At 70.3% G+C, this 24,461-nt stretch carries 26 protein-coding genes; 14 read left to right on the top strand and 12 right to left on the bottom strand.

Translation table 11 applies throughout. From position 1 onward, the window contains the following. Window positions 1-12 precede the first annotated feature (12 nt). The 5 genes from sfnG to purH all read left to right on the top strand — a co-directional run bounded on the left by sfnG (window position 13) and on the right by purH (window position 6,165). Window positions 13-1,137 carry a dimethylsulfone monooxygenase SfnG gene (sfnG, locus tag A3Q40_RS12960; protein ID WP_068102746.1) on the top strand — a complete coding sequence of 375 codons (1,125 nt, stop codon included), beginning with the start codon at window positions 13-15 and terminating at the stop codon, window positions 1,135-1,137. Between the two features lie 82 nt (window positions 1,138-1,219). Next, window positions 1,220-2,431, top strand: coding sequence for a DUF5336 domain-containing protein (locus tag A3Q40_RS20260; RefSeq protein ID WP_157889578.1), 1,212 nt, complete (start codon window positions 1,220-1,222; stop codon window positions 2,429-2,431). A gap of 63 nt (window positions 2,432-2,494) precedes the next feature. Further along, window positions 2,495-3,937, top strand: coding sequence for a cell division protein PerM (locus A3Q40_RS12950; protein WP_069973039.1), 1,443 nt, complete (start codon window positions 2,495-2,497; stop codon window positions 3,935-3,937). A gap of 46 nt (window positions 3,938-3,983) precedes the next feature. Next, window positions 3,984-4,610 carry a phosphoribosylglycinamide formyltransferase gene (purN, locus tag A3Q40_RS12945; RefSeq protein ID WP_068106188.1) on the top strand — a complete coding sequence of 209 codons (627 nt, stop codon included), beginning with the start codon at window positions 3,984-3,986 and terminating at the stop codon, window positions 4,608-4,610. Further along, entirely contained in the window at window positions 4,579-6,165 is a 1,587-nt protein-coding gene (purH, locus tag A3Q40_RS12940; RefSeq protein WP_068102741.1) for a bifunctional phosphoribosylaminoimidazolecarboxamide formyltransferase/IMP cyclohydrolase, read from the top strand. Before purN ends, purH begins: the two co-directional genes overlap by 32 nt. A gap of 35 nt (window positions 6,166-6,200) precedes the next feature. Here purH and A3Q40_RS12935 read toward each other — a convergent pair whose 3' ends face one another. The 3 genes from A3Q40_RS12935 to A3Q40_RS12925 form a co-directional block, all read right to left on the bottom strand. Continuing rightward, window positions 6,201-7,985: a DUF222 domain-containing protein gene (locus tag A3Q40_RS12935; protein WP_068102740.1), complete on the bottom strand. Its 1,785-nt coding sequence runs from the start codon at window positions 7,983-7,985 to the stop codon at window positions 6,201-6,203. Between the two features lie 70 nt (window positions 7,986-8,055). After that, window positions 8,056-8,547, bottom strand: a complete 492-nt coding sequence (locus A3Q40_RS12930; RefSeq protein ID WP_068102737.1) for a hypothetical protein — start codon at window positions 8,545-8,547, stop codon at window positions 8,056-8,058. A 2-nt stretch (window positions 8,548-8,549) separates the two neighbouring features. Then, a complete protein-coding gene (locus A3Q40_RS12925; protein WP_068102735.1) occupies window positions 8,550-9,038 on the bottom strand; it encodes a glutathione peroxidase in 489 nt (162 codons plus the stop codon). A 69-nt stretch (window positions 9,039-9,107) separates the two neighbouring features. On the opposite strand from A3Q40_RS12925, the gene A3Q40_RS12920 reads away from it, so the two are divergent. From A3Q40_RS12920 to A3Q40_RS12910, 3 genes are read left to right on the top strand one after another with little or no spacing between them, the layout of a single operon-like run. Beyond that, entirely contained in the window at window positions 9,108-9,434 is a 327-nt protein-coding gene (locus A3Q40_RS12920) for a hypothetical protein (RefSeq protein WP_068102733.1), read from the top strand. Window positions 9,435-9,477: 43 nt separating this feature from the next. After that, window positions 9,478-10,863, top strand: a complete 1,386-nt coding sequence (locus A3Q40_RS12915; protein WP_068102731.1) for a sigma 54-interacting transcriptional regulator — start codon at window positions 9,478-9,480, stop codon at window positions 10,861-10,863. Then, window positions 10,863-12,848: a vWA domain-containing protein gene (locus A3Q40_RS12910; protein WP_068102729.1), complete on the top strand. Its 1,986-nt coding sequence runs from the start codon at window positions 10,863-10,865 to the stop codon at window positions 12,846-12,848. The genes A3Q40_RS12915 and A3Q40_RS12910 overlap by 1 nt, the downstream gene beginning before the upstream one ends. Before the next feature lies 1 nt (window position 12,849). Here A3Q40_RS12910 and A3Q40_RS12905 read toward each other — a convergent pair whose 3' ends face one another. The 6 genes from A3Q40_RS12905 to rpmB are packed head-to-tail and all read right to left on the bottom strand — an operon-like array spanning window position 12,850 to window position 15,306. Then, the gene (locus tag A3Q40_RS12905; RefSeq protein ID WP_068106175.1) at window positions 12,850-13,308 is read right to left on the bottom strand and encodes a hypothetical protein; all 459 of its coding nucleotides are present in this window, start codon (window positions 13,306-13,308) and stop codon (window positions 12,850-12,852) included. A gap of 32 nt (window positions 13,309-13,340) precedes the next feature. Continuing rightward, complete coding sequence (locus tag A3Q40_RS12900) at window positions 13,341-14,267, bottom strand: AEC family transporter (RefSeq protein ID WP_068106173.1); 927 nt, start codon at window positions 14,265-14,267, stop codon at window positions 13,341-13,343. Window positions 14,268-14,299: 32 nt separating this feature from the next. After that, window positions 14,300-14,554: a 30S ribosomal protein S18 gene (gene rpsR / locus A3Q40_RS12895; RefSeq protein ID WP_068102727.1), complete on the bottom strand. Its 255-nt coding sequence runs from the start codon at window positions 14,552-14,554 to the stop codon at window positions 14,300-14,302. A gap of 41 nt (window positions 14,555-14,595) precedes the next feature. Further along, window positions 14,596-14,901 carry a 30S ribosomal protein S14 gene (rpsN, locus tag A3Q40_RS12890; protein ID WP_068102725.1) on the bottom strand — a complete coding sequence of 102 codons (306 nt, stop codon included), beginning with the start codon at window positions 14,899-14,901 and terminating at the stop codon, window positions 14,596-14,598. Continuing rightward, on the bottom strand, window positions 14,901-15,068 hold the full coding sequence (gene rpmG / locus A3Q40_RS12885; protein ID WP_068102723.1) for a 50S ribosomal protein L33: 168 nt from the start codon (window positions 15,066-15,068) through the stop codon (window positions 14,901-14,903). Before rpmG ends, rpsN begins: the two co-directional genes overlap by 1 nt. A gap of 1 nt (window position 15,069) precedes the next feature. Beyond that, complete coding sequence (gene rpmB, locus A3Q40_RS12880) at window positions 15,070-15,306, bottom strand: 50S ribosomal protein L28 (RefSeq protein WP_068102722.1); 237 nt, start codon at window positions 15,304-15,306, stop codon at window positions 15,070-15,072. A 93-nt stretch (window positions 15,307-15,399) separates the two neighbouring features. Here rpmB and mrf point away from each other — a divergent pair, with 93 nt between their 5' ends. The 5 genes from mrf to A3Q40_RS12855 are packed head-to-tail and all read left to right on the top strand — an operon-like array spanning window position 15,400 to window position 18,783. Then, a complete protein-coding gene (gene mrf / locus A3Q40_RS12875) occupies window positions 15,400-16,656 on the top strand; it encodes a ribosome hibernation factor-recruiting GTPase MRF (protein WP_068102720.1) in 1,257 nt (418 codons plus the stop codon). Beyond that, window positions 16,653-16,901, top strand: a complete 249-nt coding sequence (locus A3Q40_RS12870; RefSeq protein WP_068102718.1) for a type B 50S ribosomal protein L31 — start codon at window positions 16,653-16,655, stop codon at window positions 16,899-16,901. Before mrf ends, A3Q40_RS12870 begins: the two co-directional genes overlap by 4 nt. A gap of 3 nt (window positions 16,902-16,904) precedes the next feature. Then, window positions 16,905-17,072 carry a 50S ribosomal protein L32 gene (gene rpmF, locus A3Q40_RS12865; RefSeq protein WP_068102716.1) on the top strand — a complete coding sequence of 56 codons (168 nt, stop codon included), beginning with the start codon at window positions 16,905-16,907 and terminating at the stop codon, window positions 17,070-17,072. Between the two features lie 50 nt (window positions 17,073-17,122). Further along, window positions 17,123-17,602 carry a cation:proton antiporter regulatory subunit gene (locus tag A3Q40_RS12860; protein ID WP_068102713.1) on the top strand — a complete coding sequence of 160 codons (480 nt, stop codon included), beginning with the start codon at window positions 17,123-17,125 and terminating at the stop codon, window positions 17,600-17,602. 2 nt (window positions 17,603-17,604) lie between these two features. Beyond that, entirely contained in the window at window positions 17,605-18,783 is a 1,179-nt protein-coding gene (locus A3Q40_RS12855; protein ID WP_068102711.1) for a cation:proton antiporter, read from the top strand. On the opposite strand, the gene A3Q40_RS12850 is transcribed toward A3Q40_RS12855, so the two are convergent. After that, on the bottom strand, window positions 18,695-19,192 hold the full coding sequence (locus A3Q40_RS12850) for a J-domain-containing protein (RefSeq protein ID WP_068102709.1): 498 nt from the start codon (window positions 19,190-19,192) through the stop codon (window positions 18,695-18,697). The two genes, A3Q40_RS12855 and A3Q40_RS12850, sit on opposite strands and share 89 nt — an antisense overlap. 13 nt (window positions 19,193-19,205) lie before the next feature. Then, window positions 19,206-21,584, bottom strand: a complete 2,379-nt coding sequence (locus tag A3Q40_RS12845; protein ID WP_068102707.1) for an ATP-binding protein — start codon at window positions 21,582-21,584, stop codon at window positions 19,206-19,208. Window positions 21,585-21,743: 159 nt separating this feature from the next. Between A3Q40_RS12845 and zwf the strand changes: the two genes are divergently transcribed. Beyond that, window positions 21,744-23,225, top strand: a complete 1,482-nt coding sequence (gene zwf, locus A3Q40_RS12840) for a glucose-6-phosphate dehydrogenase (protein WP_157889577.1) — start codon at window positions 21,744-21,746, stop codon at window positions 23,223-23,225. A gap of 43 nt (window positions 23,226-23,268) precedes the next feature. On the opposite strand, the gene A3Q40_RS12835 is transcribed toward zwf, so the two are convergent. Beyond that, window positions 23,269-24,459: a lipase family protein gene (locus A3Q40_RS12835; protein ID WP_068102705.1), complete on the bottom strand. Its 1,191-nt coding sequence runs from the start codon at window positions 24,457-24,459 to the stop codon at window positions 23,269-23,271. Between the last annotated feature and the right edge of the window lie 2 nt (window positions 24,460-24,461).

Raw genomic sequence — 24,461 nt, 5'->3', positions numbered from 1 at the left:
AGAACGAGAGACATGAGCACCGAGAAGATTGCCGACGCCGTGAAGTTCGCGTACTGGGTCCCCAACGTCAGCGGGGGCCTGGTCACGAGCGACATCGAGCAGCGCACCAGCTGGGAGTTCGAGTACAACAAGAAGCTCGCGCAGACCGCGGAGAACAACGGCTTCGAGTACGCCCTCAGCCAAGTGCGGTACGAGGCGAGCTACGGCGCCGAGTATCAGCACGAGTCCACCAGCTTCAGCCTCGCCCTGTTGCTGGCCACCGAGCGGCTGAAAGTGATCGCGGCCGTTCACCCCGGCCTGTGGCAGCCGGGGGTTCTGGCGAAGCTCGGTGCGACGGCGGACCACCTGTCCGGCGGGCGCTTCGCGGTCAACGTCGTGAGCGGCTGGTTCAAGGACGAATTCACCCACCTCGGCGAGCCGTGGCTCGAGCACGACGAGCGATACCGCCGCAGCGCCGAATTCCTCCAGGTGCTGCGCAAGATCTGGACGGAGGACGACGTCGACTTCCGCGGCGACTTCTACCGGATCCACGACTTCACGCTCAAGCCCAAGCCGCTCAACACGCCCGAGCGGCCGAACCCCGAGCTGTTTCAGGGCGGAAACTCCACGGCCGCACGGCAGAACGCCGGTCGGTACTCCGATTGGTACTTCTCCAACGGCAAGGACTTCGACGGCATCACCGAACAGATCGACGACGTTCGTGAGGTGGCTCGGGCGCACGATCGGGAGGTCAAGTTCGGGCTGAACGGCTTCATCATCGCGCGCGACTCGGAGAAGGAGGCGCGCGACGTGCTCCGGGAGATCGTGGAGAAAGCCAATCGCCCTGCGGTGGAGGGATTCCGCGGCGCCGTGCAGCAGGCCGGCAACTCCACCGGCGACAAGAAGGGTATGTGGGCGGACTCGTCCTTCGAGGACCTGGTGCAGTACAACGACGGCTTCAAGACGCAGCTGATCGGAACGCCCGAGCAGGTCGCGGAGCGCATCGTCGACTATCGGGATCGGGGCGTCGACCTGATCCTGGGCGGATTCCTGCACTTCCAGGAGGAGATCGAGTACTTCGGCGAGCGGGTGTTGCCGCTGGTCAGGGAGATCGAGGCAGCCCGGTCGACCGATCGCGAGCGAGTCGGCGCGGCCTGACCTCGCCTCCGAATGTTCCGTAGGGTGGCGGACGACATTTCCCGATCACGGGGCCGCCCCACGAACAGGAGGACGAACTCGGATGAGTCTTCAGCCAGGTGAATCGGACCGCCGACCGGGGGACGAGCCGACCGGCTCGACGCAGCCCCCGGTCGGCTCCGAGCCGACGGTGTCGGTGCCCACCGCGTCGGTGCCGACGTCCTCGGTGCCCACCACGGACCCGGGCCGTGCCGATCACGGCGACGCCGGTGCGTCGTCATCCGAGCGTCACGACGGCGGGACCGACGGCGCAAGCAGCGCGGACGACGACGCGTCGACCGCCGAAAGAAAGGACGCGGCCCTGCGGTCCGTGCGGCGGATCGCCTCGTTCGCGGTGCTCGGGACCGGCGTGCTCGCGTTCGTGCTCGGGCTCGCCGCCCAGTTCACGCTCGAGGGCGAGTCGAGCAACTTCTTCGAGCGCAGTGTCGGTGATGCGACATCGGTAGCCCTGTTCCTCGCCGCGGCCGTCGTGGTCGGTCTGTCGCTCCTGCCCAAGCAGGTCGCACCGTGGCCGGTCGTCGCCGGCCTGTCGGTGGCGGGCGTGTTCACCCTGGTCTTTCAGCTGTTCAATGCCGGCTCGATCGAGACGCCGTTCACCACCATCGAGGTGGGGGTGGGCATCGGCGCGATCCTCGTGCTGATCCTCGGCCTGGTGCAGGCGGCGTCGTCGGTGGCCCTGGTGCTTCTCGACGCCGGCGTGGTGAGCCTGCCGAACAAGCGGACGCCGAAGCAGTCTCCATTTGGCGGTGGGTCGGCGTTCGATCGGTCGCAGGGGTACCAGCCGCAGGGTTACGGGCAGCCGCAGGGTTACGGGCAGCCGCAGGGTGGCTACGGGCAGCCGCAGGGTTACGGGCAGCCGCAGGGTTACGGTCAGCCGCAGGGTTACGGTCAGCCGCAGGGTTACGGGCAGCCGCAGGGTGGCTACGGTCAGCCGCAGGGTTACGGGCAGCCGCAGGGTGGCTACGGTCAGCCGCAGGGTTACGGTCAGCCGCAGGGCTACGGCCAGCCGCAGGGTGGTTACGGGCAGCCGCAGGGCTACGGACAGCCGCAGGGTGGCTACGGTCAGCCGCAGGGCTACGGGCAACCGCAGGGCGGCTACGACCAGCCGTCCGGCAGCTACGGCCGGCCGCAGAGTTACGGCCAGCCGGGGTACGCACCCCGCCCGACGGAGTCGGGTTCGGCCGGGCCGTCCGATGGCCCGTCCTCGGACTCCACTCGGGCGTTCGAACCGGTCGAGGACCGCGACCGCCCCTGACGCTCGACCACCGACGGCGCGCCTGGACCACCCGGGCCGCCGTCGGTGGGATTCTGGTCCGCGATGACTTCGCTACTCGATCGTGACGCCTCTGCGCGCACCCGTCTGATGCCGTCGCCCGACGATGCCCGCATGCTCCTGGGGGTCGCGTTCCGGCCGTCGGGCGTGTTGTTGGCCGTGGTGTCGGTGGTCGTGGTGTTGACGCTGGTCCTGGCGGGCAGCGATCTGACGGGCACGTTCGGCGCGCTCGCGGGGACCTGGCTGGCCGTCCATCAGGTGCCGCTGGGCATCGCGGGCGCCACGTTGTCGTTGCTGCCGATTCTCCCCACCGCACTGCTGATCCGCGGCGTGGCGCGCCAGGTGGCGCGTGCGGTGACGCCGTCGTCGTCACGCCGCGACGTGGTGTGGGTGGTCGCCGCCGCGCTCGGCGGACCGCTCGCGATGGCGGTGGTGATGCTGGCGATGATCGGCGACGCGTCCACCGTGATCGCGATGAGCACCCCCGGCTTCCTGGCCACGGTCGGGTGGGTCCTGCTGGTCCACGGCCTGGGCGCCGCTCTGGGATGTGTACGCGGGACGTGGCCGACGCCGGTGCACCGCCTCGATCTCCCGGCCTGGGCGCTCGCGGCCGCCGGCCCGGCGGCTCGTGCCGGAGCGGTTCTGGTCGCGGGCGGCGCTGTGACGGTGGTCGTGTCGCTCGCGCTGTCGATGTCCACCATGGGTGCCGTCCTGGAGGCCGGAGGCGGTGTCGGCGGAGCGCTCGGACTGACCGCGCTGTCCGTTCTCTATCTGCCGAACGTCGTCGTCGCCGCGGCGTCCGTCGTGAGCGGGGCGTCGGCGGCCGCGGGTGCCGCGTCGGTCAGCGTGTTCGAGACCACCGGAGGTGAGCTCCCCGCGGTGCCCGTGCTGGCGGCGTTGCCGGAATCGTCGGCCCCGATCTGGTGGCCGGTTCTGCTCGTGATCCCCGCGGTGGCCGCGATCGTGCTCGGACGGGCGGCCGCACGTGCGACCGCGACCCTCCCGGACGCGCTCCGCGCAGCCTCTCTGGCCGCTGTTCTGGTGGCGCTGGGGTGCGCGGCGGTGTCGGCGGTGTCCGGGGGCGTCGTCGGAACCTTCGGCCGGTTCGGTGCGGATGTCGCATTGTTCGCCGTCACGGCCTTCACCTGGTGCCTCGTGGTGGGCGTCGTCGCCGCGGGCATCGCGGCGTACCTCCTGCGTCGGCACGACGTGCACGGGTGGGACGACCCGGCCGACGAGGCGTCCGACGCCGACCGTGCGTCGGAACCCCGCGACGCGATCGCCGCGCTGCCTGCCGGCCCGGCCGTCGAGCAGCCGGAGAGCGCGGAACCCGTCGAATCCTCCGAGACCGAGGAGTCCGACACCGAGGAGTCCGACCCGGCCGGCGCCGACGCGACGACCGACGTCGTCTCTGCCGACGGGACGACCGACGTCGTCGATGCCGAGGTGGTCGACCTCCCCGACGAGCCGGAATCGAAGGGCGTCTAGGCTTCGGGACGCCCCGTACCGTCGTTCGAAGCCGAGGAGAAGAGCGCTGTCTGCTCCGCCCGCGACGTCCCACCGAGCCTCCGCGGCTCGCGTGGTGGTGTTGGCGTCGGGCGCCGGGTCGCTGCTCCGCTCGCTCGTCGACGCCGCGGCCGAGCCCGACTTCTCCGCAGAGGTGGTGGGCGTCGTCGTCGACCGTGAGTGCCCGGCCGAGACCGTTCTGGGAGCGACCCGGATCTGTCCGCGGGACTATGCCGACCGCGCCGAGTGGGACCGCGCGATCACCACTGCAGTGGCGGATTTCGAGCCGGATTACGTGGTGAGCGCGGGATTCATGCGCATCCTGGGCCCGACCTTTTTGGCCCGCTTCGGCGGTCGGGTCCTCAACACGCATCCCGCGTTGCTGCCGTCGTTCCCCGGAGCGCACGCTGTGCGGGACGCCCTCGCCGCCGGCGTGCGGGTCAGCGGCACCACCGTGCACCTGGTGGACGAGGGGGTCGACACCGGCCCCATCCTCGCCCAGGAAGCCGTTCCGGTGTTCGTGGGTGACGACGAGTCGTCGCTGCACGAGCGCATCAAGATCGTCGAGCGGCGTCTACTGATCGAGGTGGTCGCCGCCGTCGCCGCCCGCGGAGTCATCATCGATGGACGAAAGGCCCAGATTCCCAGTGACTAGCCCCGTGAACCGCAGAGCCGTCCGGCGCGCTCTGGTCAGCGTGTACGACAAGAGCGGCCTCGACGAGCTGGCCGCGGGCCTGCACGCCGCGGGCGTCGAGATCGTGTCCACCGGGTCGACCGCCAAGCGCATCGCGGATGCCGGCGTTCCGGTGACGCCGGTCGAGGAGCTGACCGGGTTCCCCGAGACGCTCGACGGCCGGGTCAAGACCCTCCACCCGCGTGTGCACGCCGGCATCCTCGCCGACACCCGTCGCGACGAGCACGTGGCGCAGCTCGAGGAATTGGGTGTCCCCGCGTTCGAGCTCGTGGTGGTGAACCTCTACCCGTTCACCGACACCGTGGCGTCGGGCGCGTCGGCGGACGAGTGCATCGAGCAGATCGACATCGGTGGTCCGTCGATGGTCCGCGCCGCGGCGAAGAACCATCCGTCGGTCGCCGTGGTGGTCGACCCCGCTCGGTACGACGACGTCCTCACCGCGGTGACGACGGGCGGCTTCACCCTTGAGCAGCGAATCCGGCTCGCGGCGCAGGCTTTTCAGCACACCGCCGCGTACGACGTGGCCGTCGCGTCCTGGATGACGGAGTACTCGGCCGCCGACGAGGCGTTCCCGACGTGGACCGGCGCCACCTACGAGCGCGCCTCGGTGCTGCGTTACGGCGAGAACCCGCATCAGGGCGGGGCGCTGTACGTGGACGCGACGTCCGGTTCCGGCATCGCGCAGGCCGAGCAGGTGCACGGCAAGGAGATGTCGTACAACAACTACACCGACGGTGACGCCGCGTGGCGTGCGGCGTTCGACCACGATGCGCCCGCTGTCGCGATCATCAAGCACGCCAACCCGTGCGGCATCGCCGTCTCGCACAGCGGATCCATCGCCGAGGCGCACCGCAACGCGCACGCCTGCGACCCGGTGAGTGCCTACGGCGGCGTCATCGCCGCGAATCGCGAGGTCACCGTCGAGATGGCCGAGCAGGTCGCCGAGATCTTCACCGAGGTGATCATTGCGCCGTCCTACGCCGACGGTGCACTGCCGGTTCTGCAGCGCAAGAAGAACATTCGTGTCCTCATCGCGGAGGCGCCGGCGGCCGTTCCCGAGATCCGGCAGATCTCCGGCGGTCTGCTGGTTCAGGATCGCGACCTCCTCGACGCCGACGGCGACGACCCGTCGGGGTGGACCCTCGCGGTCGGCGAGCCCGCGAACGAGGCGCAACTCGCCGATCTGCAGTTCGCGTGGCGCGCCTGCCGCGCAGTGAAGTCCAATGCGATCCTCCTCGCCTCGGGTGGGGCGTCCGTCGGTGTGGGTATGGGGCAGGTGAACCGGGTCGACTCGGCGGAACTCGCCGTGCGTCGGGCCGGTGATCGCGCCCGCGGTGCGGTGGCAGCGTCCGATGCGTTCTTCCCCTTCCCCGACGGATTCCAGATCCTCGCTGCGGCCGGCGTCACCGCGGTGGTGCAGCCGGGTGGATCCATTCGCGACGACGAGGTCATTGCCGCCGCCCGTGATGCGGGCGTCACGATGTACCTCACCGGCTCACGCCACTTCGCGCACTAGCCGACGCCCGTTCCGACGCGCCGCCGAGCGGCGCGTCAGAACGGGGGTGGTGCGTCGTCCGGTTCGGGTGGTCGGACCCCGTTCAGGTTGTTGCGCAGTCGGTTTCGGTTGCGTTCCTGTCGGCGGCGGGCGTGTTTCTGCTCGGTGCGTGGGGCGGGGCGGGTGGGTTCTGTGCTGTCCGGTGTCGGGGTGCGGTGTGTTGAAGACGTGTTCTTGCCGTTGGTGGGTGGGTCGCCGAAGACGATCACGTCGAGGCCGGGGTGGGTGTCGAACCCGGTGTACGCGGGTCCGAGGACGGTGCGTCCTTCCGGGATGGTGACCGTGCGGATGATCCGGCCGGGGTGGTCGGGGTCGTCGTATTGGTCGTCGACGAAGTCGGCGAACGTCTTGAGTAGGTGGTGGAAGCGGCATTTGGCGCCGAGTCCGGTCGCGCTGGTCTGCCCGCCCCGCTCGGGGTGGGTGTGGTCGTATTCGGTGATGTGGTCGAGGTCGCCGTCCCACGCTGGTCGGTTGCAGCCGGGCCAGGTGCAGTACCGGTCTCGGGCGCGAACGTACGCATCGAGCGCGGCTGAGGGTCGGTACGGGTCGGCGGGTTGGGTCGCGGGCAGTGGGGTGTCGGTGCCGTCTCCCAACGGGCGGATGATCGTGCCGGGGTCAGTGGCGAGGTCGCGGACGTGGGCTCCGGAGATGATGCCGAGCCCGGCGACGAACCCGACCCCGTCGACCAGTTCGGGCTCCGCCGCAGCCTCCCCGACCGCTGCCTCGTCGACCGGGACCGCCTCGGGCTCTACGGCAACGGCTGCAGCCTCGTCGACCACGACCTCTTCCACGGTGACCTCGTCGGCGACGCCCTGATCTGCCGCGACTGCCGTCGTCTCCACGTTCTGCGCCTGCGGGTGCGCCGCCGTGTTCGCGGGGACGGGTCCGATGAGGGTGGTTGTGTCGGTGACCACGTGAATGACGATGCGTGCTGCGTTCGCTGCGACCTCGTCCGCATCGACCGCCGCGAACGCGCACTCGGGGCGGGCGCAGTCGCAGCCGAACGGGGCGTGCTTGACGAGTGCGAACAGCGCATCCGACGCCCGCGCACCCGTGCTGCGACTGTCGTGCTTGCAGACCTGCGCGGCCAGGCGTTCGACGACGCGGGCGACGATGGCGGCGCGTTCGGCGGACATCGTCGCTCCCACGGTCGCCATCCCGTCGAGTCCGGCTTCGGTGAAGAAGCACCGCCCTTTCAGTGCGTCGTCGCGGCGTTCGCGGACGGCGTCGGGGTCGCGGCGGTAGACCATCTGGTCGCACAGGTCCCGCACCCGCGCCGTCGACCACGACCCCGGCTTCCGCAACGCGGCGGCGATGTCGGCGTCCACCTGCTCCTGGTACGGGCGGCCGTGGATGAGTTCGGTGCGGGAGACGATGGTGCGAATGAAAGTCGGGGAGACCACCCCGTCGCGCAGGCACTCGAACACCCGCGGCAGGCGGTCCCGCAGGGCGACGGCGTTGTCGAGGAGGCGTTCGGCGACGTACTGCGACACCGACAGAGCGGTGGCGAGGCGGGCGGCGCACTGGGCGTACGCGTCGACCGCCCGCTCGTCGCGGTCCTCCTCGGGGACGACCAGTTCGGTGTGCAGGGCGGCGACGTGCCGGTAGCGGCGCCACTCCAGATAGCCCGCCCCCGCAGCGAGGTCGGCCAGGGCGTCGAGATGCCCATCCACTGGCAGGTCGAACGACGCCGGCAGACCCAGCGCGGCAGGGTCACGCGCCGGCCACGGCACACCCCCCACCTGCGCCGCGCCTGCTGCGCCGACCCCCCGATCGCTCATGTGTTCGATTGTAGTGGCCCCCACCGACACCCGCCGCCCCAACGACCGGAAACCGGGACGGAATCAGGTATCAGGGACCGGGCGCACTCCCGCGGCGTTCGGTGCTCCTCGCGACCACGGCCCGTCGCACGTCCGCGACGGCGGACCGGATCATTTCCCCGTACGCGTCGTCGGGCAGCGCCGTGCAGCGATCCTCGGCTCGGGCGAGGTGGTCCGCGGCAGCATCGAAGGAGCCGAGTCGGCGGAAATTGTCCGCAAGATTGAGGTGCAGGCTCGGATAGAAGGCTGCCACCTGCAGGCTCGCGTGGTGCTGCTGCGCCCGCTCGTCGCCGAGCGCGTCGGCAGCGTCGAGGGCGCGTACGTCCCACACAAGGGCCACCGCGGCGTCGTCGTACAGGTCGGCGAGGTAGTGCGCCAGCGTGCACCGATGGAACGGGTCGCCGCCCACCCCGATCTCGGACCACAGGGCTTCGAGGTCGGACCGCGCGCCGTCGACGTCGCCACCGCGACCGCGGACGACGGCGGCGGTGATCGCCTCCATCGTCGGATCGGATCCGGCCATGATCAGGCCGTCAGCACCTTCTCGATCGGGTCGGCGAGCTTCTCGGGCTTGGTGGTGGGTCCGAAGCGATCCACCACCTGACCGTCGGCGTCCACCAGGAACTTGGTGAAGTTCCACTTGATGCGGTTGCCGAGCACCCCGGATTTCTGCTTCCGCAGCCATTGGTACAGCGGGTGGGCGTCGTCGCCGTTCACGTCGATCTTCTCGTGAAGGGGGAACGTGACGTCGTACCGCAGCGAGCAGAAGTTCTTGATCTCCTCGGCATCACCCGGCTCCTGGTGGCCGAACTGGTCGCACGGGAACCCCAGCACCACGAGCCCGCGCGGGCCGTAGGTGCGGTGCAGCGCTTCGAGGCCTTCGTACTGCGGTGTGAATCCGCACTGCGAGGCGGTGTTGACGATCAACAGCGGCTTCCCGCGGTACTCCGCGAGGTCGACGGGCTCGCCGTCGATGGTGGTGGCGGTGAAGTCGTAGGCACTGGTCGTGGTCACATCCGACGACGCTACCGAAGAACCGTCGCAGGGGGTTTGGTCCGGTTTTCGCCAGGGTAGACGCGGCGCATGACTCCGGACCGAGTGGCGCCAGACGGCGAAGCCGAGGGAAGCGAGGAGCGCGAACCGCGGGACGACGAACGGACGATGCGTGCCCACGCGGGCGAGGCGATCGCCGACGCGCGAAATTGGCCGGGATACTTCCTCATCGCCCTGGGGTTGGGTGCGCTGGGATCCGCCCTGGTCGCGGCCGGCTACGGCTTCTCGGGGTGGGCAATGATTCTCTTTCCCGCGACCGTCGTCCTGTGGGCGGCCGGCCTCGCCCTCGTCCTGTTCGAACGCAAGCGCGTGAAGAACGCGGAGGGCAAGGACCTGATGGATCAGACCGGTCACTGAGCGCGGGCGTGCCGGATCGCCGTCCGGCTCGTACGTTGGAGATGTGACCTCGAGCATCGACCGTCCGACCACACTCGGTGAACTCCGCGCGTCGGGCCATGTCCAGAAATCTGTGAAGACCGAACTTCGTGAGAACCTGCTCGCCGCCCTCCGCGACGGGCGTGACGCCTGGCCCGGCATCCTGGGCTTCGAGGACACCGTCCTCCCGCAACTCGAACGCGCCCTGCTCGCGCAGCACGACGTCGTGCTGCTCGGCGAGCGCGGCCAGGGCAAGACCCGACTTCTCCGCACCCTCGTGACCCTGCTCGACGAGTGGACTCCCGTCATCGACGGATCCGAGCTCGGCGAGCACCCGTACGAGCCGATCACGCCCGCGTCGATCCGCCGCGCCGCCGAACTGGGCGACGACCTTCCCGTCGCCTGGCGTCACCGCAGCGAGCGGTACTCCGAGAAGTTGGCGACGCCGGACACCTCGGTCGCCGACCTCGTCGGCGACGTGGACCCCGTCAAGGTGGCCGAGGGCCGCAGCCTCGGCGACCCCGAGACCATCCACTACGGCCTGGTGCCGCGCACGCACCGGGGCATCGTCGCCATCAACGAGCTTCCCGATCTCGCCGAGCGCATCCAGGTGTCGTTGCTCAACGTCATGGAGGAGCGCGACATCCAGATCCGCGGCTACACCGTGCGGCTGCCGCTCGACGTGCTGTTGGTGGCCAGCGCGAACCCCGAGGACTACACCAACCGCGGCCGCATCATCACCCCGCTCAAGGACCGGTTCGGTGCGGAGATCCGCACGCACTACCCGCTTCTGCTCACCGACGAGATCTCGGTGATCGAGCAGGAGGCGGACCTGTCCGCCGACGTGCCGCCGCACGTTCTGGAGGTCCTGGCCCGTTTCACGAGGCTGCTGCGCGAATCGCCCTCGGTGGACCAACGGTCCGGCGTCTCGGCGCGATTCGCCGTCGCCGCGGCGGAGACGGTGGGCGCGGCCGCGATCCACCGCGCCGCCGTGCTGGGGGAGGACGACCCTGTGGCACGGCCGGTGGACACGACGACGGTCGTCGACGTCCTACGCGGCAAGGTCGAGTTCGAATCCGGCGAGGAAGGTCGCGAGATAGAGGTGCTGACTCACCTGCTGCGTCGTGCCACCGCGGACACGGCGCGAGAGTCGTTGGGCGGCATCGATCTCGGCCCGCTGGTGACTGCGATCGACCAGGGCGAGCCGGTGGTCACCGGCGCCCGCGTGACGGCGAAGGCGTTGCTCGACGCGCTTCCCGACCTCCCGGTGGTCGACGAGGTCGCCCAGCGGCTCGGCGCGACCTCGGTGGGGGAGCGGGCGTCCGCCCTCGAACTGGCTCTGGAGGGTCTGTATCTCGCGCGGCGTATCGGCAAGGACACCGCCGACGACGGGCAGACGGTGTACAGCTGATGGCCCGCTCACCCGACCGGCCGACCCGGTCGACCCGCTACGGCCCGTACGTCGACGGTCCGGATCCTCTTGCGCCGCCGGTGGATCTGCGCGAAGCGCTCGAGACCATCGGCCGCGACGTGCTCGAGGGCTCGTCGCCGCGGCGGGCTCTGCAGGAGATGCTCCGCCGCGGAACACGATCGATGCGGGGGCTCGACGATCTCGCGGCGCGCGCAAACCGGAAGCGCCGGGAACTGTTGAAGAACCGCAACCTCGACGGCACCCTCCAGGAGGTCCGCGAGCTGCTCGACAAGGCGGTGCTCGAGGAGCGCAAGGCGTTGGCGAGGGCGCTGGACGACGACGCCCGATTCGCGGAGATGCAGCTCGCCGAGTTGCCGCCGTCGACCGCGCAGGCCGTGCAGGAGCTCACCGACTACGGCTGGCGCAGCTCCGAGGCCCGTGAGAACTACGAGAAGATCAAGGACCTGCTCGGCCGCGAGGTGCTCGACCAACGCTTCCAGGGCATGAAGCAGGCGCTCGAGGGCGCCACGGAGGAGGACCGCGCCCGAGTGCAGCAGATGCTCTCGGACCTCAACGATCTGCTCGACGCCCACGCGCGCGGGGAGGACACCGACCAGCAGTTCCGTGACTTCATGGCCGAGCACGGCGAGTTCTTCCCGGAGAACCCGCAGAGCGTGGACGAGCTGATCGACGCCCTGGCCCAGCGGTCGGCGGCGGCGCAGCGGCTGCGCAATTCCCTCTCGGCGGATCAGCGTGCCGAGCTGGATGCGTTGGCGCAGCAGGCCTTCGGCAGTCCGGACCTGATGGACCAGCTCGCTCGACTGGACGCGAATCTGCAGTCCGCCCGGCCCGGTGAGGACTGGGACGGGTCGCAGAACTTCCGGGGGCAGCAGGGCATGGGGCTCGGCGACGGGACCGGCATGCTGCAGGACATCGCCGAGCTCGAGGAGTTGGGAGATCAACTCTCCCAGCAGTACAACGGTGCGGCGTTGGACGACATCGACGCCGACGCGCTCCTGCGGCAACTCGGGCCCGAGGCTGCCGCCGACGCACGCATGCTGGCCGACCTGGAGAAGGCGCTGCAACAGGAAGGATTCCTCGACAAGGGTGCCGACGGTCAGTGGCGCCTGTCCCCGAAAGCCATGCGGCAGTTGGGTCAGGCCGCCCTGCGCGACGTGGCCGGATCCCTCGCGTCGCGACGCGGCGAGCGCGACACCCGGAGGGCGGGTGCGATGGGCGAGCCCACGGGCGCGTCCCGCGCGTGGGAGTTCGGCGACACCGAACCCTGGGACGTGGTGCGGACGGTCACTAACGCCGTCCTGCGCACCGCGGCGGAACCGCGGTCCGAGACGGGGGCGGTCGGCGTGCGGCTGGCGGTGACGGACGTCGAGATCACCGAGACCGAGCAGCGGTCCCAGGCCGCGGTCGCGCTCCTCGTCGATACCTCGTTCTCCATGGTCATGGAGGGTCGGTGGGTGCCGATGAAGCAGACGGCCCTGGCCCTGAACCATCTGGTGTCCACCAGGTTCCGGGGCGACGCGCTGACGATGATCGGATTCGGTCGCCACGCACAGACGTTGACCCCGTCTGAGCTGGCGGGACTCGACGGCGCCTGGGACCAGGGCACCAACCTGCACCACGCGTTGATGCTCGCGGTGCGCCACCTGCGTCGGCACCCCAACGCGCAGCCGGTGGTGCTGATCGTAACCGACGGCGAACCGACGGCGCACCTCGAGCCGGACGGCAACGCGATGTTCGACTATCCGCCGAGTGCGCGCACGCTGGGATTGACGGTGCGCGAACTCGACACCGTGGCCCGAATCGGCGCGCAGGTCACCATCTTCCGGCTCGGGGACGATCCGGGGTTGGCGCGTGTGGTGGATCGCATGGCCCACCGGGTGGGCGGCCGCGTGATCGCCCCGGACCTCGACGGTCTGGGTGCCGCGGTGGTCAGCGACTACCTGTCGTCGCGGAAGCGGAGGTAGGTCAGGTTCCGTTCCGCACGGTGCGGTCGCCCACCGGGGCGGAGAGGTCGAGCTCCATGGTGCCGACGACGGCGATCATGATGCAGGTCTTGTCCTGCGCGGCCGCGAGGCGGCCGGTACGGACGGTGATCGTCACGTCACGCTCGGTCTCGGCGACGGTCGCGTCGGCCCCGTAGCACTCGGGGGAGCCGGTGACGAAGTGCACCGCGATGCGATTGCCGGGCAGCGGGGTCCAGGCCTCGAACGGTGTCGACTGCGCCAAGACGAGGGCGGGCTCGGGGCGAAACGTGGTGCCGGACTGATCGATCGGTACCTCGTGCGGCACGGGAGGGGCGCCGGGCACCGGCACCATGTCGGTGGGGCTGGCTCCCGCGCCGTCGGGGTCGGCGGTTTCGGCGGAGCCGGAACTGCAGGCGGCGAGCGCCAGGCAGAGCAGGAGTCCGACCGCGAGCGCCTTCATGACCTCCACCGTAGCGAAAGTTTTTCGCGCCCCTAGGCGAGCAGGGCGGCCACGGCGGCGATGAGGGGGATGGCGAGCACGGTGGTGACGAAGCCTGTGTCGCGGGCGAGGACGACGCCGCGGCCGTAGCGGGAGGCGTAGACGAACACGTTCTGCGCCGTCGGGAGCGAGGCGATGACGACGACGGCGAAGAGTTGGTCACCCTCGACTCCCCACACCCACCGTGCCAGGACGTAGGTGAGGACGGGCAGGGCGACGGTCTTGAGCCCGGCTGCCAGCAGGACGTCCGATCGTGGGGTGCCCCCGCCGCGCTGGAGTACGCGTGCGCCGCGCAGCGACATGCCGAACGCCAGGAGTGCGCCGGGGACGCTGACGGCGCCGAGAAGGGCGAACGGTTCCGCGACCGGCGCGGGCAGGGTGACACCGGTGACGGCGAGGGCGAGGCCGGCGAGCCCGGCGAGCACGATGGGGTTGGTGAACGGCGCGGCGACGATCGACAGGGCCGAGGCGCGCCCGGGTGACGTCGTGACGTCGAGGATGCCGAGTGCGACGGGGGAAAGCACCATGATCTGGAAGAGCAGCAACGGGGCGACGAAGGATGCGTCACCGAGGACGAAGACCGCGATGGGGATGCCGAGATTGGCCGCATTGACGTAGCACGCGGAGAGGGCGGCGACCGTGGCCTCGGGTGCCGGGCGTCGCCGCAGGAGCGCGACGACGAAGGCGAGGACACCGATCGCCGACGCGCTGACCGCGGTGATGGCCAGGGTGGACGAGAAGACCACCGACAGGTCGGAGGTGGACAGAGTGTCGAACAGCAGCGCCGGGGTGGCGACGAAGAAGACGGTGCGGCCGAGGACGAACTCGCCGTGGGCGCCGAGCACCCCGGTGCGGGCCACGACGTAGCCCACGGCGATGACCACGAAGATGACGGTGAACCCGGCGACTACTCCCGACACGTCGCCGGCCACACCCTCCTACGTCGTCGGTGTCACCGAGTGGTGAACGGCAGCAGCGCCATCTCGCGGGCGTTGCGCACGGCGGTGGCCACCTGCCGCTGCTGCTGCGGGGTGAGGCCGGTGACGCGGCGGCTGCGGATCTTGCCGCGGTCGGAGATGAACTGGCGGAGCAGGTTCACGTCCTTGTAGTCGACCTCGGTGATGCCCGCCGCGATGAGCGGGTTCTTCTTGGGCTTGCGGTTCGCCTCGGCGCGGTCCTTCTTGGACGGGCCTCGCTTGACTGCCATGTGGTGCTCCTACTTCCCGGCTCGTGTCGGTGCGTGCGCTGTCACCAGCTGCTCTTGTGGACGCCGGGGAGTTCTCCACGGTGTGCCATCTCGCGAACGCGAATGCGGGACAGTCCGAACTGGCGAAGATGCCCGCGAGGGCGTCCGTCCACAGCGTCGCGTCGGCGCAATCGTACCGGACTCGCGTCACGCGGCAGACGCTGCAGGGCGGCGAGGGCGGCGGTGCGGTCCGCGTCCGAGGTGCTGGGGCGCCGGATGGTCTCCTTCAGTTCGCGACGACGCTCGGCCCACCGCTCGACGACGACGCTGCGCTGAGCGTTTCGGGCGATCTTGGATTTCTTGGCCATCAGCGCTCCTCGCGGAAATCGACGTGCCGACGCACGACGGGGTCGTACTTCTTCAGCACCAACCGGTCGGGGTCGTTGCGTCGGTTCTTGCGGGTGACGTAGGTGTAGCCGGTCCCGGCGGTGGACTTCAGTTTCACGACGGGCCGGATGTCGGTGCTCTTCGCCATGTCAGACCTTCCGTCCGTCGGCGCGCAGGCGGGCGATCACGGCGTCGATGCCGTCGCGGTCGATGGTCTTGATGCCCTTGGCGGACACGGTGAGGGTGACGCGGCGGCCGAGGCTGGGGACGAAGTACGTCTTCTTCTGGATGTTGGGGTTCCAGCGTCGTGAGGTGCGGTGGTGAGAATGCGACACCGATTTCCCGAAGCCGGGTGCGCGTCCGGTGACGTCGCAGTGCGCGGACATGGTCGAGCCTTCCTTGTCGACAACGATTGTCGTTTCGGTCGGTGGACTGTACGCTGAACCGTCGGTAATGACAATCGTTGTCGAAAGGATGCCATGACGGTCGATCGCACCCCGCTCGTGCTGGTCTGTGGACCGCGCGGGCCGCTCGAGGCGGTGACCACGTCCCTTGCCGAGCCCGGCACCGCCGTCGTCCACCACGATCTGAGCGGCGTCGAGGCCGGCGTCGTCACCCGGCGCACCACGCGCGTCGACGCCGACGGCCAGGCCCGCGTGCGCGACGTCGCTCTCGGCGTCGCGGGCTGCTGCGTCGACTGCATGCTGCGTATGGATCTGCTGCCGCTGCTGCGCACGCTCGCCGACGACGCCGCGGTGCGCCGCATCGTCGTGCGCCTCGACCCCCTGCTGGAAGCGGAGGCGTTGTGCTGGGCGATCGAGAACACCGTCGTCACGGGCATGGTCGGCCGGGTGGACGCCCCCGCGGGTCACGACGTCCGGATCGAGGCCGTGGTCGGATGCGTCGACGCGGCGTCGTTCCTCGGTGACGCGACCGGCGACGAGCCGATGTCGGCGTACGACGACCGCACCGTCGCGCAGGTGACCGTGGGCAACGCGCGTCACGCCGACGTGCTGGTGGTCGCCGATACCGCGCCGGATCGCTGGACCGCGGCCCGGCTCACCGCCGTCCTCGCTCGCCTCGCGCCGCGGGCGGCCACCACGTGGATCGCGGTGAACGAGACGCCTGCCGACCTGCTCGCCGCGGTGCCGGCGTCGTCACGTCGTGGTGCGGTGGACGACGCGCACGCCCCGCTGCTCGACGGCGCCCCGCCGCTCACCGAGGACTGCGGAGTGCAGTTGCTCGAGATCTCCGATCGTCGTCCGTTCCATCCGGGCCGACTGCACGAGGCGGTCGACGTCCTGCTCGACGACGTCGTCCACGCCCGCGGCCGACTCTGGGTGGCCACGCAGCCCGACGCGGTGCTCTGGCTCGAGTCCGCCGGCGGCGGTCTGCGCATCGCCGCCGCCGGGCGGTGGCTCGCGGCGATGGACGCCCCCGAGTACGACGACGTGTCCGTCGCCCGACGGGCGATGGCGGCGCTGGGGTGGGACGACGAGTACGGCGACCGCGCCCAGTCGCTCGTCGTGCTGCTCGCCGGCGCCGACCCCGAGCACGTGCATCGCGTCCTCACCGACGCGCTGCTCACGGACGCCGAACTGGCCGATCCGGGGAGCTGGACCACCTGGGAGGACCCGTTCGGCCAGTACCACGAGGACCCGTGCGAGACCGACGAGCCCCGCGCGAGCACCACCGAATCCACCCTCCCGCGCAACACCGGAAAGGCACGCGAATGAAGAACGGCATCCACCCCGACTACCACCCGGTGGTCTTCCAGGACTCGGGCACCGGCTCGATGTTCCTCACTCGATCCACCATGACCAGCGACCGCACGGTCGAGTACACCGACGGCCGCACCTACCCGCTGGTGGTCGTCGACGTCACCAACGAGTCGCACCCGTTCTGGACGGGTGCGGCGCGCGTCATGGACACCCAGGGCCGCGTGGAGAAGTTCGAGCGGCGCTACGGAAAGCGGCGCTGAGCCATGGCCGTTCCGAAACGGAAGATGTCGCGGTCCAACACCCGCAGCCGACGCGCCCAGTGGAAGGCGACGCCGCCCGACCTGGTGACCGTGACGGTCGACGGGGTGACCCACCGCGTTCCCCGACGGCTGGTCAAGGCCGTCCGGCTGGGGCTGGTCGATCCGCGCTGACGCCTGTCGATCCACGCTGACGCTGCGGCGGTGAGGGCTAGCATCACCGCATGAACGTCGACGTCACCCTGCTGCCCGGTATCGGGGTGCGCAAGGACTTCGCACTGGCCGGTGGTCGGCGCATCGGGGTGATCACCCGCAAGGACGGCACCAACGAGCTGATCGTGTCCAAGCGCGACGATCCGGACACCACGCAGGCATCGATCACGCTGAGCAACGAGGAAGCGGCGGCGCTGGGCAACCTGCTCGGCGCGCCGCAGCTCGTCGCGCAGCTCGGCGAGGAACACCGCGAGCTCCCCGGCATCCGGACGCGGCAGCTTCCCGTGCAGGAGGGTTCGCGGTTCGACGGCCGGACGCTCGGGGAGACGGCGATGCGCACCCGCACGGGGGTGTCGGTGGTGGCGGTCATGCGGGCCGGGCAGGTGCAGCCGTCGCCCGCTCCGGACTTCACCCTGGTCGCCGGTGACCTGCTGGTCGCCGTCGGCACCACCGAAGGGCTCGATCACGCCGCCAAGATCCTCGGCTGCTGACCGTGGGGGAGACCGCGCTGGGGCTCACCGAGCTCGGGGCGGTCTTCTTCGCGCTCGGCCTGCTCGCGCGTCTGGCCACACGCGTCGGCCTCTCGCCGATCCCGTTCTACTTGGTGGCGGGCCTGTTCTTCGGCAAGGGCGGGATCGTCGACCTCGACGGCATCGACGAGTTCACCGAACTCGCCAGCGAGATCGGCGTGGTCCTGCTGCTCCTGCTCCTCGGTCTCGAGTACACGGCGGCGGAACTGGTGACGGGACTGCGCCGCTCGTGGATCGCGGGCGTGGTGGACATCGTCCTCAACGCGGGCCCCGGCGCGGTGGTGGCCCTGATGCTCGGGTGGGGTCCGGTCGGCGCCCTGGTCCTCGCGGGCGTCACGTACATCTCGTCGTCGGGCATCGTCGCGAAAGTACTCACCGATCTCGGCCGTCTCGGCAACCGGGAAACGCCGGTGGTGTTGTCGATCCTCGTTTTCGAAGACCTCACCATGGCGCTCTACCTTCCCGTGCTCACCGCCGTCGTCGGCGGGGTGACGCTCCTCGGCGGTGCCGAGGCCGTCGGGATCTCCCTGCTGGTGGTCTCCGTGGTGCTTCTCGTGGCCCTGCGATACGGACGCGTGGTGTCCGCGCTGCTCGCCGGCCCGGACCGAGAAGTGATGCTGCTGAAAGTGTTCGGGGCCGCGCTGCTCGTCGCCGGACTCGCGTCCGCCCTGCAGGTTTCGGCCGCGGTCGGGGCGTTCCTGCTCGGTATCGCGGTGTCCGGCACCACCGCGCAGGCGGCGACCCGCGTCCTGGAACCGCTGCGGGATCTGTTCGCGGCCGTCTTCTTCGTGGTGTTCGGGTTCAACACCGACCCTCGCGCGATCCCGCCCGTGCTGGGCTACGCGGCCGCCCTGGCCGTGCTGACCGCGATCACCAAGATGGTCACCGGTGCCTGGGCCGCCGGTCGTCTCGGCGTCGGGCCGCTCGGCCGGATGCGTGCCGGAGCCGCCTTGATCGCGCGGGGCGAATTCTCCATCGTCATCGCTGGTCTCGCGGTCGCAGCAGGTGCGGTCCCGCCCGATCTGGCCGCCCTCGCCACCGCCTACGTGTTGATCATGGCCGTCGTCGGCCCCATCGCAGCCCGCGTCGTCGAGCCGGTGACGGAGCGGGTGCTGGCTGCGCGCGCCGCGCCTCCGCCCTAGCGCGGACCAGCGCGTCCCGGTCTCGAAGCCACTGCGCGACAACGGCGTCGACGTCGACCCGCGACACCGGAATCACCGGCCCGACCGGGATGCGCAGGTAGTCCATGATGCGCCGGTTCAGCTCGCGCACCTCGGCCCGTACGGCGTCCTCGGTCCGCAGACCCGCGACCGTGTCCCGCAGGTTCTCGATCTCCTTGCGCAGCCGCAGCGGGGTGGGCAGCAGCGCGTCGGACGGCAGATTCTCCCGCCGCAGATACCCCCGCACCCAGGCCAACTCGTCGGTACTCGACGCGGGGATCGGCTTGCCCGCCCCGGGCAGGTTCTCGAACGCACCCGCCTCCTGCGCCGACCGGATCTGCCGGTCGACCCAGGTCTCGATCGAGATGTCGTGGGGTTTGCGGTCGGTCATCGCGCCTGCCGAGTCAGTCCAGTTCGCGCACGAAGTCGTCCACCACCTGCGCGGCGAGGATGCGGGCCTTCACGTTGTCGGTCTGGCTGCGCTTGGCGATGATCTCGAACGCGCGGTCCGGTCCCACGTTCTCCTGAGCCATGATCAGGCCCACCGCCTGGCTCAGCACGCTGCGACTGTCCAACGCGATGCGCAGGGACGAGATCTCGCGCTGCGCGTCGCCCAGCAACTGCTCGCGCAGTCGCGCCAGCTCCAGATGCACCCGCACCCGGGCCACGAACTCGGCCGGCTGGAACGGCTTGACCACGTAGTCGTCGGCCCCGATGCGCAGACCCTCGATCACCTGCGCGGACCCGGTGCGGGCGCTCACCAGCACGATCGGCACGCGGACCAACCGCCCGTCCGAGCGTGCCTCGTCCACGAGCGACAGTCCGCTGCGCCCCGGCAGCATGATGTCGCTGACGATGATGTCGGGCGGAGTCGCCCGCGCGGTCGCGAGGGCGGTGTCGACCTCGTCGGTCGCGGTGACGTGCCACCCCTGGTCCTCGAGCAGGCCGGTGACGTACCGGCGCATGTCGGCGTTGTCCTCGACGAGAAGGACCCGTCGTTGTCCGTCCGTCGGCGGGGCCTGCGTCGATCGCGCCTCGTCCGACCCGACCGGCCGCCACTGCTCGGCCTCGCCGACGTAGCGCGCACCGAGTTCGGTGACCAGATCCGTCGGCGTCACGGCGTCCGGCCCAGCGGTGGCGACCGTCGCCGGAACCGCGACGGTGAAGACCGTTCCGCGGGGGACGTTCTCGGTGACCTCGACGGTGCCGCCGAGGGCGGTGACGATGTCCGACACCAGGGACAGCCCGACGCCGGATCCCTCGCGACTGCGGCCGGTGACCCCGGACACCTGATAGAAGCGCTCGAAGATCCTCCGTCGGTCCGACTCGGGGACGCCGGGTCCGGTGTCGGCGACCTCGAGGACGAGTCGTCGTGATCCGTCGTCCGCCACGGGGCAACGAAGCGTGACGCGGATCGATCCCTCGGTGGTGAACTTGACCGCGTTGGACACCAGGTTCATCACCAGGTGCGTCCACAGTGCGCGATCGAGGTCCAGCAGGGCGCCCCCGGTGTCGGTGTCGACCGTCAACTCCAGCCCGGCGCGGTCGGTGCTGTCCCGGAACAGGCCCACGGCGTCGCCGATCAATGCGGCGGCGTCCGTCGGTTCGGGATCGGGGCGCATCTCCCCGGCGTCGGCGCGGGCCACGTCGAGCAGCGTGTCGACCAGCTTCTGCAGGCGCAGGGCGGACCGACGGGCGGACTGCAGGGCCTGGACGTGGCGGTCGTCGAGGTGGCCGGACGCGTCGGACAGCACCGCGTCGAGCGGTCCCAGCATGAGGGTGAGCGGGGTGCGGAACTCGTGGCTGACGTTCTCGAAGAAGCGGGTCTTGTCCGCGTCCAGCTCCTCGAGCTGCTCGGCACGACGCCGCTCGGCCGCGTAGGAGTGGGCGTCCGTGAGCGCGGTGGTGATGCGCGCGGCGACGAGTTCGAGGAAGACGCGGTACTGGTCGTCGACGCGTCGGAGTTCGCTGGTTCCCGTGACGAGCACGCCCGTGGGCGCGTCCGACGACGCCAGCAGAGGCTGCACCAGCGCCGAGGTCGGGCCGATGGCGACGGTCTCGGCGACGCCCGACGCGGCGACGCGGGACGTCACCTCGCGGAGGTCCGCGGTGCGCAGGACCCCGTCGGCGGTGTCGAACGAGGCCACCTGCGCCGGCCCGTCGTCGGTGCCGAGGAAGGCAGCAGCGTAGGGAACGTCGTCCGGGTTCTCGGACAGCCGAGCCACCGCAGCACGACACACGCTGGCCACCCCGGCGTCCGCGGTGACCGACACGGTCCCCAGATCGCGGAGCGTGGCGAGCCGACGTTCGGTCAGAACCTCCTGGGTGACGTCGGACGTCGCGACGAAGACTCCGTTCACGCCGCCGTCGTCACCGAAGATGGGACTGTAGGAGAACGTGAAGTAGGTTTCCTCGACGTAGCCGAAGCGGTTCAGGAGAAACCTCTCCCGGCGCCGGTGGACGGCCGTGCCGCTCAGCGCCTCGTCCGCGAGCGGGCCGATGGCGTCCCACGCGAAGTTCCAGCAGTCCTGCGCGCGCTGTCCGACGGCCTTGGGGAACAGCTCGCCGGCCATGGGCGTGTAGGCGTGGTTGAAGATCTGCACCAGATCGTCGCCCCACCACAGCAGCATGCCCACCTCGGACGGGAGCACGGTGCGGATGGCGGAGACGAGGGCCGCGGGCCACTGCTCGACGGGCCCGAGCGAGGTGGAGGACCAGTCGAACTCGCGGTGCGCGGTCGCCGTGGGATCGGTACCGGGGAACAACTCGTCCCGGGTCGTCATGCTGCGTCGACCGTCATGCGCGGTGCGACCGGTGTGTGGACATCCCGGCCATGATTCTGTGCGTTCCCTTCCGATATCGGTTACTCGTACAGTGTAAAGCGTTCGCGGACCCCCGGGTGACGATCCGACGACCGGCCCGTCCGCGGGTTGTGTGGAACCATGTGGGCGGTGACGTCCTCCCGGTTCGCCCCACCGCTGTCCGCTCCCTGCCCGCAGGTGGTCGTTCTCTTCGGAGCCACCGGTGACCTGGCCAAACGCAAGCTGCTGTCGGGCATGATGCATCTGGTTCTGTCGGATCTCGCTCCCCGCCTGCGCATCGTGGGCACCTCGCTCGAATCGATGACCGACGAGGAGTTCCGGGCGTTGGCGGAAACGGCCGTGGAGACGTTCTCGGCGCGGTCGCCGTCGCAGGAAGAGTGGGACCGGTTCGAGGAGCGCCTGACCTACGTCTCGCAGCAGGACGGGCCGGAGGCACTCGCCGCGGCCGTCGAGCGGGCCGAGGAGGCGCTGCGAGCGGACGGTGGCGACAATGACATGCGGGTGGAGCGCCTGCACTACCTGTCGGTTCCGCCGGCGGCCGCGCTGTCGGTGGTGGAGATGCTCGGTCGGGCGAAGCTGGTCGAGCGGTCCCGCATCGTGATGGAGAAGCCGTTCGGCACCGACCTCGCGAGCGCCCGCGACCTCAACGCGGCGGTGCACGAGACCTTCGCCGAGGACCAAATCTTCCGGATCGACCACTTCCTGGGCAAGGAGCCGGCGCAGAACATCCTGGCCTTCCGCTTCGCCAACGGCCTCTTCGAACCCATCTGGAACCGCACGTTCATTCAGCACGTGCAGATCGACGTGCCCGAGACGCTGGGTCTAGACGGTCGCATCGGGTTCTACGAGGCCACCGGCGCGTTCAAGGACATGGTGGTCACCCACCTGTTCCAGGTTCTGGCGTTCGTGGCGATGGAGGCGCCCACCGCGCTCGAACCCGACGCCATCCGCGAGGAGAAGAACAAGGTCTTCCGGTCGATGCTGCCGGTGGAGCCGTCCGACGTGGTGCGCGGGCAGTACGCCGGGTACCGCGACGAGGAGGGCGTGGCGCCGGACTCCGAGACCGACACCTTCGTCGCCCTGCGAGTGCACATCGACAACTGGCGCTGGGCGGGCGTGCCGTTCTACCTGCGGACCGGAAAGAAGCTGGCGGAGGGCCAGCGCATCGTCTCCATCGCGTTCCGGGAACCGCCCAAGTCGATGTTCCCGGCGAATTCCGGTGTGGGAGCACAGGGTCCGGACCATCTGACGTTCGATCTGACGGACAACTCGAAGGTCTCGCTGTCCTTCTACGGCAAGCGCCCGGGCCCCGGCATGCGCCTGGACAAGGCCAGCATGCAGTTCGCCCTCGAGGACACCGAGTCCGCCGACGACGCCCTCGAGGCCTACGAGCGGTTGATCCTCGACGCGATGCTCGGCGACCACACGCTGTTCACCACGGCCGAGGGCATCGAACGGCTGTGGGAGGTCTCCACGCCGCTGGTGGAGAACCCGCCGCCGGTGCGGACGTATCAGCCGGGGTCGTGGGGGCCCAACGCAATTCACGGTCTGGTCGCCCCGCACACCTGGCGCCTGCCGTTCGAGCGGCAGTGGCGCGAGTAGCGACACCATCGGGGCAGTGGCGCGAGTAGCGACACCGGGCGCGTCAGCGCACCTCGGCGCACGACGACGGCGCGGGCGTCCCGGCGTAGCGGTCCCGGAGCCACTCGGCCGGGGCCACCCCGAAGTCGAGAATGCCGTGTCCCTGGCCTGGTGCGCCCCGCAACAACACCGTCGAACCCCGCTCGCACGCCTCGCGCGCCGCGTCGATGGTCCACTGCGGCAACGTCAGTCGATCCTCCTCGCCGTAGCCGACGAACATCGGCGCCGACGCGGTCGACGTCGGCACTCGGGCCTGGCGTAGCCAATCCCGTAGGCGGTCGGCCGCAGCGTCGTCGACGGGCGCGTAGTCGGCCGGCGTCGTGCGTGCGGCGATGTCGGCCTGCAGGGCCGTGTTCTCGCCCTCGCACGCGGCGAACACGTCGGCTCGATCCGCGAGTTGCCCCCGGAGGTAATCGGATCGGACGAGGTCGGGATGGACCACCTGCAGTCCGCGAATCAGCGAGGGCAGGACGACGATCTGTTCCTCGGTGAGCGTGCCCTCCGTCATCTCGTCGACGATGGGGGACAGGTCGGTGGCCGGCGACGCGCTGATGGTGCCCAGCAAAGAGAGCTCGCCGGCATAGTTCGCCGCGGCTTCGTTGGCGGCCCAGACGGCCTGACCGCCCTGGGACACCCCGTAGCCCACCCAGCGCGCCCCGGCGTCGCCGGTCACGGCGCGCGCCGCACGCACCGAATCGAGCACGTTGTAGCCGGCCGTGCGGGCGTCGAGGTATGGGTGCTCGTCGGAGGTGCCGAGCCCCTCGTAGTCGGTCATGGTGACGAGATAGCCGTTGGCGAGGAAGGGCAACACCGTCGGCAGCGACCCCAGCAGGCCGGTGTGCGTGGACGGGGCGCATCGACTCGCCGTCCCCGATGTGGCGTGCCCGACGGCGACCACCGGCCACCCGCCGGCGGGCGGAATTCCGTTGGGCACGAACACCACTCCGGTCACGGCCGTCGGCGAGCCGTCACGCGCGGAGGTCGAGCGATAACGGACGGTGACCGCCGCGGAGGTCAGGTCGTCGAGTGCGGCGTACCCGACGAAGTCCTCCGGCGGTTCGAGTAACTCACCGGGGTCTGCGGCCGCCGGTGACAGGGTGGTCGAACTCGGTGGCCGTACCTCGCCGCCGGGTGTGCAGGACGCCGCCAGCACGAGCGTCGCCACTGCGGCGAGCACCCGAACCGGCGACCCCACGG

The organism is Rhodococcus sp. PBTS 1 (genome assembly GCF_001620025.1).
Lineage (GTDB): Bacteria > Actinomycetota > Actinomycetes > Mycobacteriales > Mycobacteriaceae > Rhodococcoides > Rhodococcoides kroppenstedtii.
The sequence above is the reverse complement of the archived record's forward strand: the minus strand, read 5'-3'. Positions and strand labels throughout refer to the sequence as shown.

Bases quoted from the DNA above. Each gene is read 5' to 3' on its own strand.
- sfnG (WP_068102746.1), top strand. From the start codon at position 13: ATGAGCACCGAGAAGATTGCCGACGCCGTGAAGTTCGCGTACTGGGTC.
- A3Q40_RS20260 (WP_157889578.1), top strand. From the start codon at position 1,220: ATGAGTCTTCAGCCAGGTGAATCGGACCGCCGACCGGGGGACGAGCCG.
- A3Q40_RS12950 (WP_069973039.1), top strand. From the start codon at position 2,495: ATGACTTCGCTACTCGATCGTGACGCCTCTGCGCGCACCCGTCTGATG.
- purH (WP_068102741.1), top strand. From the start codon at position 4,579: ATGGACGAAAGGCCCAGATTCCCAGTGACTAGCCCCGTGAACCGCAGA.
- A3Q40_RS12935 (WP_068102740.1), bottom strand. From the start codon at position 7,985: ATGAGCGATCGGGGGGTCGGCGCAGCAGGCGCGGCGCAGGTGGGGGGT.
- A3Q40_RS12930 (WP_068102737.1), bottom strand. From the start codon at position 8,547: ATGGCCGGATCCGATCCGACGATGGAGGCGATCACCGCCGCCGTCGTC.
- A3Q40_RS12920 (WP_068102733.1), top strand. From the start codon at position 9,108: ATGACTCCGGACCGAGTGGCGCCAGACGGCGAAGCCGAGGGAAGCGAG.
- A3Q40_RS12910 (WP_068102729.1), top strand. From the start codon at position 10,863: ATGGCCCGCTCACCCGACCGGCCGACCCGGTCGACCCGCTACGGCCCG.
- A3Q40_RS12905 (WP_068106175.1), bottom strand. From the start codon at position 13,308: ATGAAGGCGCTCGCGGTCGGACTCCTGCTCTGCCTGGCGCTCGCCGCC.
- rpsR (WP_068102727.1), bottom strand. From the start codon at position 14,554: ATGGCAGTCAAGCGAGGCCCGTCCAAGAAGGACCGCGCCGAGGCGAAC.
- rpsN (WP_068102725.1), bottom strand. From the start codon at position 14,901: ATGGCCAAGAAATCCAAGATCGCCCGAAACGCTCAGCGCAGCGTCGTC.
- rpmG (WP_068102723.1), bottom strand. From the start codon at position 15,068: ATGGCGAAGAGCACCGACATCCGGCCCGTCGTGAAACTGAAGTCCACC.
- rpmB (WP_068102722.1), bottom strand. From the start codon at position 15,306: ATGTCCGCGCACTGCGACGTCACCGGACGCGCACCCGGCTTCGGGAAA.
- mrf (WP_068102720.1), top strand. From the start codon at position 15,400: ATGACGGTCGATCGCACCCCGCTCGTGCTGGTCTGTGGACCGCGCGGG.
- A3Q40_RS12870 (WP_068102718.1), top strand. From the start codon at position 16,653: ATGAAGAACGGCATCCACCCCGACTACCACCCGGTGGTCTTCCAGGAC.
- rpmF (WP_068102716.1), top strand. From the start codon at position 16,905: ATGGCCGTTCCGAAACGGAAGATGTCGCGGTCCAACACCCGCAGCCGA.
- A3Q40_RS12860 (WP_068102713.1), top strand. From the start codon at position 17,123: ATGAACGTCGACGTCACCCTGCTGCCCGGTATCGGGGTGCGCAAGGAC.
- A3Q40_RS12850 (WP_068102709.1), bottom strand. From the start codon at position 19,192: ATGACCGACCGCAAACCCCACGACATCTCGATCGAGACCTGGGTCGAC.
- A3Q40_RS12845 (WP_068102707.1), bottom strand. From the start codon at position 21,584: ATGACGACCCGGGACGAGTTGTTCCCCGGTACCGATCCCACGGCGACC.
- zwf (WP_157889577.1), top strand. From the start codon at position 21,744: ATGTGGGCGGTGACGTCCTCCCGGTTCGCCCCACCGCTGTCCGCTCCC.